The sequence below is a fragment of the Actinotalea sp. genome, from assembly GCF_041597215.1.
Taxonomy (GTDB): domain Bacteria; phylum Actinomycetota; class Actinomycetes; order Actinomycetales; family Cellulomonadaceae; genus Actinotalea.
The window spans coordinates 1-10,174 of record NZ_JBFHHB010000111.1 but is presented as its reverse complement, the minus strand read 5'-3'; the positions used below and the strand labels follow the sequence as shown (position 1 = coordinate 10,174).

Below are 10,174 nucleotides of genomic sequence, written 5' to 3'. Positions count from 1 at the left end.
TGAGGGTCAGGAGTCCCTCACGGCCCACCGGTCCGGACGCCGGCGACCCGTCGCGATCCAGGGGGAGATCGTTCAGGGCCGCCGGGCCGGTGCGACGCCGCGGAGGACGGGCGCCGCACGGGGGCGGTCAGTCGCGGACCGACTGGACCCGACGGCGGGTCACCAGTGCGACACCGCCGGCGGCGAGCAGGAGCGTGCCGGCGAGCAGCCAGCCGGTGGAGGTGCCGGACTGGTCGGCGAGACCCAGCTCACCGGAGGGGACCCCTGCCGGAGCAGAGTGCAGGCCCTCGATGGTCTGGACGGCGAGCGCCAGGTTGTCGTCGCTCAGGCTGCCCCAGGCGTAGACGATCGTGTTCACGCCCTCGGACACGGTCACGTCGGCCGGCCCGATCACCGGGTCGGTCGAACCGGTCGCGGCGACTGCGGCGGAGATGGTGCCCGCAGCGAGGTCGAGGACCGACTCGTCGGGGTTCTCCAGCCCGGTGATCACTGCGGAGCCGCCGGCGAGGATGTCGACGGCAGGAGCAGCCGCGACGTGGCGGACGGTGAGTCGACCCTCACCCGCGTCGGTCGTGGAGATGTCGTTCGTGAAGAGCGAGGCGGTGGGGGCGCCGTCGGCGTCGAGGTGGGCCACGGCCGTGTAGCTCATGTCCGCCGTGAGCGGCAGGTCGACGGGGCCGATGGCCGGGGCGCTGTCGTCCGCGGCGTCCGCGGCGGTGATCGCGACGGTGTAGGTGCCAGGGGCGAGCATGAGCGGGCCGGCGAGGTCGCCGGGCTCGAAGTCGTCGAGGGTGCGCTCACCGTTGACCCACACGTCCACGGTGAGGCCGGGGACGCCGTGCAGGACGGAGAGCTCCGCGTCGCCGTCGGCGGCGGAGGCCGGCATGGCACCGGCGAACACGAGGGCGAGACCGGCGGCGCTGCCGGCGAGAAGTCGAGTACGCATGGGTTCCTCCTGGGTACGGCCCCTGGGGGGCTCGTCGTGTGCTGACACCCCCTCTACCGCCGGGGTGGCCGATCTGGATGCACGATCCGCGAACTTCTTCTCCAGAGGTCGTCGGGAGGGACTCACCACAGGGCGCTCTCGTCGTGTTCACTAGCCGTGTGACCGAGACCTCGCTCCCGCGCCTCCCCCGTGTCCGCGCCTCCGCGCTGGTCGGCAGGGGCTGGTTGAACACGGGCGGCCGTGCGCTCGACCTCGCCGATCTCCGCGGCTCGATCGTGGTCCTCGACTTCTGGACCTTCTGCTGCGTCAACTGCCTGCACGTGCTCGACGAGCTGCGCGAGCTCGAGGCTGCGCATCGCGACGTCCTCGTGATCATCGGGGTGCACTCGCCCAAGTTCCTGCACGAGGCCGATCCGATCGCCCTCGAGGCGGCGGTCGACCGTTACGAGGTGCACCACCCGGTCCTCGACGACCCGGAGCTGACCACCTGGTCGGCCTACTCGGCGCGGGCCTGGCCGACGCTCGTCGTGATCGACCCGGAGGGCTACATCGTCGCTCACATGGCCGGCGAGGGTCATGCCCACAACCTCGAGGTGCTGGTCCGCGAGCTCGTCGCCGAGCACCGCGCGAAGGGGACGCTGCGCCCGCTCGGCGCAGGTGAGGGTCCCTACGTCCCGCCCGTGCCCGAGTCGACCACCCTGCGCTTCCCGGCCAAGGTCATCCGGCTCCCGGCGCCGGAGGGCTCGCCCGAGGGCACCCCCGGCACGCTGCTCGTCTCGGACGCCGGCCACCACTCCCTCGTCGAGCTCGCGCCGGACGGTGAGGAGCTCCTGCGTCGGATCGGCTCGGGCGAGCGCGGAGTGACCGACGGCGGCCCGCAGGAGGCGTCCTTCTGCGAACCGAACGGGCTGTGCCTGGTGCCGGAGGAGCTGCGGTCACGGCTCGGCTACGACGTCCTCGTCGCGGACACGGTCAACCACCTGCTGCGGGGCGTGCGGCTCGGGGACGGCCGCGTGACGACGGTCGCAGGGACGGGTCAGCAGTTCATGGTCGGGGCGGCCGACAACGAGGTCCCCGCCGAGCAGGCCCCCGACCTGCCGGCTCCGCGTCGGGTCAAGCTCTCCTCGCCGTGGGACGTCGTCTGGTCGCCGGACCTCGAGGCCTTCGTCGTGGCGATGGCAGGGAACCACACGCTGTGGGCCTTCGACCCCGTCGAGGACTCCCTGAGGCGGATCGCCGGGACGATGAACGAGGGTCTTGCCGACGGCCCAGCGGATCGGGCCTGGTTGGCCCAGACCTCCGGGCTCGCCGTCGGCGAGGACGGCCGCGTCTGGCTGGCCGACTCCGAGGTCTCCGCTCTGCGTTGGCTCGACGTGCGCTCGCCGGAGCTCACCGTGGGCACCGCCGTGGGCCAGGGGCTCTTCGACTTCGGCCTGCGCGACGGACCGGCGGACTCCGCGCTGCTCCAGCACCCGCTGGGGGTGGCGATGCTCCCCGACGGATCGGTGGCGATCGCCGACACGTACAACCGCGCCGTACGCCGGTGGGCGCCGTCGGCCGACGGCACGGGCCCCGGCGAGGTCACGACCCTCGCCCGCGACCTCGCGGAGCCCTCGGGGCTGCTCGTCGACGTGCGGGACGACGGCTCGATCGACCTGCTCGTCGTCGAGTCCGCCGCGCACCGGCTCACCCGCTTGCGTCTCCCGGCGCGGCTGGCCGGCGAGATCCTCGACGCGGGTGCGCACCGCACCAAGCGCCCGGTCTCCCCGATCGGCGCGGGCGAGGTGCACCTCGACGTGGTCTTCACCCCGGCGACCGGGCAGAAGTACGACGACCGCTACGGGCCGTCGACGCGTCTGCAGGTCTCCGCGAGCCCACCGGAGCTGCTCCTCGACGGCGCCGGGGACGACGTCCCGCTCGACCGCCTGCTCCGCATCAACCCGGCGGTGGCGGAGGGAGTCCTGCACGTCACCGCGCAGGCGGCGTCGTGCGACGACGACCCGTCGATCGAGTACCCGGCCTGTCACCTCAACCAGCAGGACTGGGGCGTGCCGGTGCGCGTCGTCGAGGGCGGGCCCGCGGTGCTCACGCTCCCACTGCGCGGCTGAGGGCGCGAGGGGCGGAGGTCAGCGCGCGAAGCGGTCGGTGGTCCTGATCAACGCGTCGAGGGTGCCGGGTTCGTCGTAGGCGTGCCCCGCGTCCGGCACGATGACGAGCTCCGCGCTCGGCAGGGCGCGGTGCAGGTCCCATGCCGTGACGGCAGGGGTGCACACGTCGTACCGGCCCTGCACGATCACCGTCGGGATCTGGGCCAGCATCGACGCGTTGGCGATGAGCTCCCCGTCGGCCATCCACCCGCCGTTGACGAAGTAGTGGTTCTCGATCCGGGCGAAGGCGAGCGCGTGCGCGGGCTCCCGCATCTGGGTGACCAGCTCGGGTCGGGGACGCAGGGTGACGGTCGACGCCTCCCAGGTGGTCCACGCCACCCCGGCCGGCAGGTGCACCGCAGGGTCCGGGTTCGTCAGGGCGCGGTGGTAGGCCTGCATCATCGATCCGCGCTCGGCGGGGGCGATGGGCGCGACGAAGTCCTCCCACAGGTCGGGGAACAGTGCGGCCGCCCCGCCCTCGTAGTACCAGTCGAGCTCGCTCCTGCGCAGCGTGAAGATGCCGCGCAGCACGAGCTCGGTGACCCGCTCGGGGTGGGTCTCGGCGTAGGCGAGAGCAAGGGTCGAGCCCCAGGACCCGCCGAACACCTGCCAGCGCTCGATGCCGAGGTGCACGCGCAGGCGCTCGAGGTCGGCCACCAGGTGCCACGTCGTGTTCGCCGAGAGGTCGGCGTCCGGGGCCGAGGCGTGCGGGGTCGACCGTCCGCACATGCGCTGGTCGAGCAGGACGATCCGGTAGCGCTCCGGGTCGAAGAGCCGGCGGTGCGCGGGGCTGGTGCCACCACCGGGCCCGCCGTGCAGGAACACGACCGGCTTGCCGTCCGGGTTGCCGGAGGTCTCCCAGTGGACGGACTGGCCGTCACCGACGGCCAGCATCCCCGACGCGTACGGTTCGATCTCGGGGTAGAGGGTGCGCACGAACCGCGACCCTACTCCGCGGCCCTCAGCGGGGCCGCCGAGGTGTCGGGCGGTCAGAGCGACACGGGCATCCTGCCGTCGGCCGCCGCACGGCTGGGCTCGGACGTGCGTGCGCCGATCGCGCGGAGCACGAAGCCCTCGGTGGCGGCGACCGTCTCGGCGGAGCTCGTGCCCGTCGGGGCGAGGGTCGACAGGCAGGCGTTGACCAGCTGCACCGTCGGGCCGAGCGGCTGGTCGGCGAAGACCCCCTTCGCGATCCCCGCCTCGAGGATCCGCCGGAGGACCGCGCCGACGAGCATCGCGTGCTCGCGCAGCTTGACCTGGGTCTGCGGGGAGACGACCGACCGGAGGTCGGGTCCCGGCGCGACGCGGTAGGTGCGCTTGAGGTCGGCCTGGCGGCGGACATAGGTCCGCATCTGCTCGACCGGGTCGTCGATCCCTCGCAGGGCGGCCTCGAGGGAGGCGACGTAGGCACCTGTCTCGTGCGCCATGTGGGCGAGGAGGAGGTCTTCCTTGTCCTTGAAGTGGTTGTAGAGCGCGGTACGTCCGACCCCCGCCCGCGACGCGATGTCGGCGAGCGTGATGGCGTCGAACCCGCGTTCGAGCATGAGCGACTCCAAGGCGGCGAACAGTCGCGTCCTGGTCTGCTCCCGGTGCTCCGACAGCGAGCCCCCGATGATCTTCGGCACGGGTTTATTGTCGCACCTGCCGAACGGGGCAGGGCCTCGGGCCGCTCGCCCCGCTCCGGCGCTCGGCACGAGCCATCTCCGCCCCTGGCTCGGTGCACCCGTTAGGGTCCGGGCCATGACCATCACACCGGACGAGAAGGACTGGACCTGGGTGCTCGAGCGGCCCTGTCCCGAGTGTGGTTTCCGGGCCGGCGACCTCGAACGACGGGACCTGCCCGGAGCGATCGGCGGCTGGGCCGCCCGGTGGCGCACGGTCCTCTCGCGCGAGGACGTGACGCAGCGTCCGGAGCCGACGGTGTGGTCGCCACTGGAGTACGCCTGCCATGTGCGCGACGTCCTGCGGATCTTCGCCGAGCGTGTGGTGCTCATGCTCGACCAGGACGCGCCGACCTTCGCGAACTGGGACCAGGACGCGACCGCCGTCGCGGAGCGGTACGCCGAGCAGTCCCCGGCGACTGTCGCTGACGAGCTCACGCTCGCCGCCGCCGCGCTCGCGGTGACCTTCGCCGAGGTGCCGGCCGACGCCTGGGAGCGGACGGGCCTGCGCAGCAACGGCTCGCACTTCACCGTCGACAGCATCGGCCGCTACTTCGCGCATGACGTCGTGCACCACCTGCACGACGTCCAGGGGTAGCCCGACCGGCCGACAGCCCCTCCACCCATGCCGACGTTGTGCACTTTCTTTGTGCACAGGCCTGTGCGCCGAGCGCGTTTGCGCAGGTCGGCCTGTGGACGGACCTGGGAGTAACTCTGGGGATAAAACTGCTGCTCAGAACCGGTTGCGGGCCCCTCCCGGGCGGGTCTAGAACTAGGTCATCGGCAAGGACGGATCGCCGGATCGGACGGGGAGACCCGGATGATCAGCTGCTGGAGCACCTGAGGACGACGGACGGGGAGACCTGATCGTCGGCCCCGGAGTCCCGGCGGTGGGGATCTCCTTACCGGGCTCGATCGGAGAACGGCAGACCTGCTCGACGGGGAGACCCGGAGGGCGTCTCCGGGGAAACCCGTGAGACCTGCGGATGGCGCCGCAGAGGGATGTACGGACCGGCCGGGTGTGGTTGCTGGACCACGAGCTCGCGGCTTGCCGTCGGGCGACGGGTCCACCGCATCGCCAGAGCGGGGCCGACGTACCGGGGAGACCCGACTCGATGGCCGGAGATCACAGCAAGGCCCCTCGGACGCTTACTCCGAGGGGCCTTTGCTGTGCCCCACGGTAGGCGTTCGAGCGTGACGAGCGGGGGACCGACACGCGGCTCAGGCGAAGGGCTCGGCCCCGGACGGCACCAGGTCCACCGAGACGGTCAGCCGCGACCCGGAGCCCTCGGTGAAGATGACCCCGCGCAGGGGTGGCACGTCGGAGTAGTCCCGTCCCCAGCCGAGCACGACGTAGCGCTCGTCGACGAAGGCGTCGTTGGTCGGGTCGATGTCGACCCACCCGGCACCGGGCACCCAGGCCGAGACCCAGGCGTGCGAGGCGTCCGCCCCGCGCAGCTTCTCCTTGCCCGGCGCTGGGACCGTCTCGATGTACCCGCTGACGTAGCGCGCAGGGACACCGTGCATCCTCAGAGCGGCGATCATCAGGTGCGCGAAGTCCTGGCACACGCCCATCCGCTGGGCGAGCAGCTCCACCTGCGTCGTGTGCACCGTCGTCGAACCGGACTTGTACGTCAGCTCGGTGCGGATCCGGTGGGCCAGGTCGGCGAGGACCTCGGCGAGCGGACGACCCGCCTCGAAGGACGGCTCGGCCCACGCCCGGACCTCCGGGGAGAGCTGCACGTGCCGGGAGGGCAGCAGGGCCTCGCGCAGCGCCACCAGGCCGATGCCGTCCGTCGGGTCGCTCGACGGCGGCGCGCCGAGGTGTGCCCCTCCGTTCGTCTCCAAGGTCCCACCCGGGCGTACGGCCCGCCCGACGTCGCTCCAGGCGGCCCGCGGCAGCCTCGCGAGGTCCGCCTGCACGCGGTCGACCGTCAGCCGGGACCGGGCCGTGACGGTGAGCTCGGTGTGCGGGGTGGTGACGGCGAAGTAGGTCGAGGTGTTGCCGAAGTAGTCCACGTGCTCGGCGCTGTCCGCCGGCAGGGGATCGATCGTCACCTCGACCGCATGGCGCTGCTGGCCCGGCTGGTCGCGGGGGACCAGGACGGCCCGGCCGTAGGAACCGGTCACCGGCTCGTCGTAGGAGTACCGCGTGCGATGGACGAGGTCGTAGGTGCGGCTCATGTCAGACCCCAGGAGTCGGCAAGGGCCCGGCTGGTCGTCGGGTGCACGAAGTGCGCGACGGCGATCTCGTCCGCCACCGACCGCAAGCGCCAGCGCACGGACTCGAGGAGCTCGGCGAGCCGCTCGCGGCGGCCGTCGAGGACCGCCGCGGCCGATCGCACGTCGAGCTCGGCGACGATCTCCGCGATGTCGGCCACCAGGCGGTCCCGGGCGTCGGTCGACAGGCGCGAGGGCACCTTTGCGAGGTCCTCCCGCAGCCGGTCGACCTGGAAGGCGAGCGATCGCGGGTTGCTCGTGTCGCTCAGCAGGAGGTCCAGGACGTGGGCCGGGTCGGGTCGTGCGGAGTGCCGGCGGCGGTAGGTGATCGAGGACTCGTGCGCGATGAGCACCGACTCCAGGAGGTACGCGTCGACGTTCTCCGGCTGCGCGGTGACCATGGTGGCGCTGAGGGACTCGACGACGTAGAGCGATCGTTCCACGCGGCGGCCCGCGTCCTGCAGGTGCCAGCCGATATCGCGCACCATGCCCTCGGACTCGATCCCGGCCACGGCGAGGAGCGCCTCGAGGAGGCGGTCGAGCACCGGCAGCAGCCCCGTCGTGGACCCGGGGGCGCGCTCCAGCGCGGCCTCCTCCTCCAGGGCGCGCTCCATGCTGGCCAGCGGGAGCCACATGTCGTTGGACATCTGGTCGCGGGCGGCGGCAGCGGCCTCGGACATGCGGCGCACGGACCAGGCGACCGTCCCGGGCGCGTCCGGGTCGAGGAGCAGGCTGCGCAGGTGCCGTTGGGTGCTCTCCTGCTCCGGGGTGCCGTCCTGCCCGGCGGCCCGCCCCGTCGTGGCGGGCGTCGCCCCGCTCCTGGCCCAGCTCGCCGGTTCCCGGGCGTCGAGCGACTCCAGCAGGACGCCGAGCGCACGGCCGCCGGGGCTCGCCGGACGTCGGGCGTGGTCGTACCAGCGGTCGACGGTGGCCCGCAGCAGGCGGACGACGTCCCCCGAGCGTTCGGCGTAGCGGCCGAGCCAGAAGAGGTTCTCCGCCGTGCGCGGGGAGACGGCCACGAGCTGGCGGGGCAGCGGCTCGTCTGCGGCCGTGAGCAGCCACGGGTCGTGGCTCGCCTCGGCCTCGGCGGCGATCACCCAGACGTCCTTGGCGATGGCACCGAGCGAGCTCGACACGACCCGCTGCCGGCTGGGGGCCACCAGCGCGAGCCCCCCTGCCATGACCTGGTAGCCCTCGTCCTGCCCGACGGCGAAGGTGCGCAGCACGGCGGGACGTCCGCCGTCCGCACCGCTGGTGGCGTCGTCGACCCGTTCCTGGGCCGTCCAGTGCAGAGGGTCGGCGAGGATCTGGGCCGCGAGCGACTCACGCGAGGCGGTGTCCAGCGTCCACCCGAGGACGGCGCGCTCCTGAGCGGCTGTCGTGTGCTTGAGGACCAGCTCGTCCAGGTGCGCCAGTGCGTGGGAGCGAGCGGCCGCGTCGCCGCACCACCAGGTCTCGGGGGAGGCCAGGGCGAGGTCCTCCCCGAGGACGACGCGCGCCGCACGCGGGAGGTACGCGCCGAGAGCCGGGTGCTCCAGCACCCCGCTGCCGAGCGGGTTGACGACGGCGACCGTCCCGGCGCGCACGGCACGGACCAGGCCCGGTACGCCGAGCCGGGAGTCGGCCCGCAGGTCCAGGGGGTCGCACCACTCGGAGTCCACCCGGCGCAGGATCACGTCGACCTGCTCGGAGCCCTCCAGGCCCTGGAGCCAGACCCGGCCCTCGCGGACCTCGAGATCGCTGCCCTCGACCAGGGGGATGCCGAGCATCGAGGCGAGGTAGGCCTGGTCGAAGGCCGTCTCGGACCACGGGCCCGCGGTGAGCAGCACGGCCTGCGGGCGGCGGACCCCCGCGGGTGCCGCGGCGTCGAGCGCCCGGCGCAGGGCGTGGAAGAACGGGCCGATCCGCCGAATCGAGGTCTGCCGGTACACGCGGGCCATGGACTGCGCGATGACCCGACGGTCGACCATCGCGTAGCCCGCGCCGGAGGGTGCCTGGGTGCGATCGGCGACAGCCCGCCAGGCGCCGGAGGGGTCACGCGAGAGATCCGTCGCGGTGAGCACCAGTCCGTGCGGGCCCGGTGTGGTGAGACGGTCGACCGCGCGCAGGAAGGCGGGATGGGCCAGGACGACCTCTGGGGGGATGACGCCGTCGGCCAGCAGGGTGCGCGGCCCGTAGAGGTCGGCGATGATCGCGTCGAGCAGGGCAGCACGTTGCGCGATGGCGCGTTCCAGCGCCGACCACTCGGCTTCGTCGATGACGACGGGTACGGGGTCGAGCCGCCAGTCGCGGGACCGGCCGCCGGGTGCATCGGTCCCGTAGGTGACGCCACGATCGTCGAGGAGGGTCGCCGTCTGGCGGCGTGCGGCGGTGAGGGCGACGGCGTCCGGGGCCGGCGTGCCCTCCGGCAGCCACGACCAGTCGTCGCCGGCGACGCGGTCGGTCACCGCGGCACCGTCCGCCGGCCCCCCGGCATCCGCGCGCGGACGTGGCGAGGAGAGCACATCGCTCACGGTGCCCTCCGCCCTCGTCGTGCCGTCGCCTGTGGTGGTGGAACGGTACCGGCGTGCAGCTCCCCGGCGCTCGCGACGCGTGGGAGGGTCTCGGCTCAGCCCACCTCGATGCGCCGACTCGTCTCCCGAGCCGTGCCCGCCCGCAGGAGCTCGGCCGCGACCAGCCCGATGATCGAGGTGTAGGTCGGGTAGGCGAAGCGCGTGGCTGCGAGCGTGGCGACGTCCGCCCCGGTCTTCATCGCCACGGCGACGGCCTGGATGACCTCCAGCGCCTCCTCGCCCACGGCGTGCGCTCCCAGCAGCTGCGAGTTGTCCGCCGTGGCGATGAGCTTGAGGAACCCGTCGGTGCGCAGGTCGATCACGGCCCGCTCCACATGCGCGTACGGGACGCTCGCGACGAGCGCGTCGGGGTGCTCGGCGAGGGCCTGCTCCTCGGTGAGCCCCACCTGGCCGTAGTCCGGGTCGGTGAAGCCGCCTGCCGGGAGCACCGAGTGGTCGGTGACGACCCAGGTCCCCGTCCGGGTCCCCAGCACGGCGTTGGTGGCGGCCACGTGCCCGTCGGCCTCACCGGCCTGGACCAGCTGGGCGTCCCCGTCGGCGTCCCCCGCCACGAAGATGTGCGGGACGTCGCTGCGCTGGTGGGCGTCCACCGGGATGCTCGACGAGGTCGCGGTCACCCCGGCGGCC

At 73.1% G+C, this 10,174-nt stretch carries 7 protein-coding genes and 1 pseudogene; 2 read left to right on the top strand and 6 right to left on the bottom strand.

What is annotated here, in order from left to right; all coding sequences use genetic code 11:
• Positions 1-127 precede the first annotated feature (127 nt).
• Entirely contained in the window at positions 128-946 is an 819-nt protein-coding gene (locus ABWK99_RS09350; protein ID WP_372594427.1) for a DUF4397 domain-containing protein, read from the bottom strand.
• Between the two features lie 158 nt (positions 947-1,104).
• On the opposite strand from ABWK99_RS09350, the gene ABWK99_RS09345 reads away from it, so the two are divergent.
• On the top strand, positions 1,105-3,054 hold the full coding sequence (locus tag ABWK99_RS09345) for an NHL domain-containing thioredoxin family protein (RefSeq protein ID WP_372594426.1): 1,950 nt from the start codon (positions 1,105-1,107) through the stop codon (positions 3,052-3,054).
• 18 nt (positions 3,055-3,072) lie between these two features.
• Here ABWK99_RS09345 and pip read toward each other — a convergent pair whose 3' ends face one another.
• Positions 3,073-4,029, bottom strand: a complete 957-nt coding sequence (gene pip, locus ABWK99_RS09340) for a prolyl aminopeptidase (RefSeq protein WP_372594425.1) — start codon at positions 4,027-4,029, stop codon at positions 3,073-3,075.
• 53 nt (positions 4,030-4,082) lie between these two features.
• Positions 4,083-4,718 (bottom strand): TetR/AcrR family transcriptional regulator, encoded by a 636-nt coding sequence (locus ABWK99_RS09335; RefSeq protein WP_372594424.1) that lies wholly within the window; start codon positions 4,716-4,718, stop codon positions 4,083-4,085.
• Positions 4,719-4,833: 115 nt separating this feature from the next.
• Between ABWK99_RS09335 and ABWK99_RS09330 the strand changes: the two genes are divergently transcribed.
• On the top strand, positions 4,834-5,352 hold the full coding sequence (locus ABWK99_RS09330) for a DinB family protein (protein ID WP_372594423.1): 519 nt from the start codon (positions 4,834-4,836) through the stop codon (positions 5,350-5,352).
• A gap of 623 nt (positions 5,353-5,975) precedes the next feature.
• Here the strand turns inward: ABWK99_RS09330 and ABWK99_RS09325 are convergent.
• The 3 genes and pseudogenes from ABWK99_RS09325 to ABWK99_RS09315 all read right to left on the bottom strand — a co-directional run.
• A complete protein-coding gene (locus tag ABWK99_RS09325; protein ID WP_372594422.1) occupies positions 5,976-6,938 on the bottom strand; it encodes a transglutaminase N-terminal domain-containing protein in 963 nt (320 codons plus the stop codon).
• Positions 6,935-9,421 (bottom strand): circularly permuted type 2 ATP-grasp protein, encoded by a 2,487-nt coding sequence (locus ABWK99_RS09320; protein ID WP_372594421.1) that lies wholly within the window; start codon positions 9,419-9,421, stop codon positions 6,935-6,937. The genes ABWK99_RS09325 and ABWK99_RS09320 overlap by 4 nt, the downstream gene beginning before the upstream one ends.
• 161 nt (positions 9,422-9,582) lie before the next feature.
• Positions 9,583-10,174, bottom strand: a pseudogene (locus ABWK99_RS09315) (NAD(P)/FAD-dependent oxidoreductase); the annotation flags it as partial.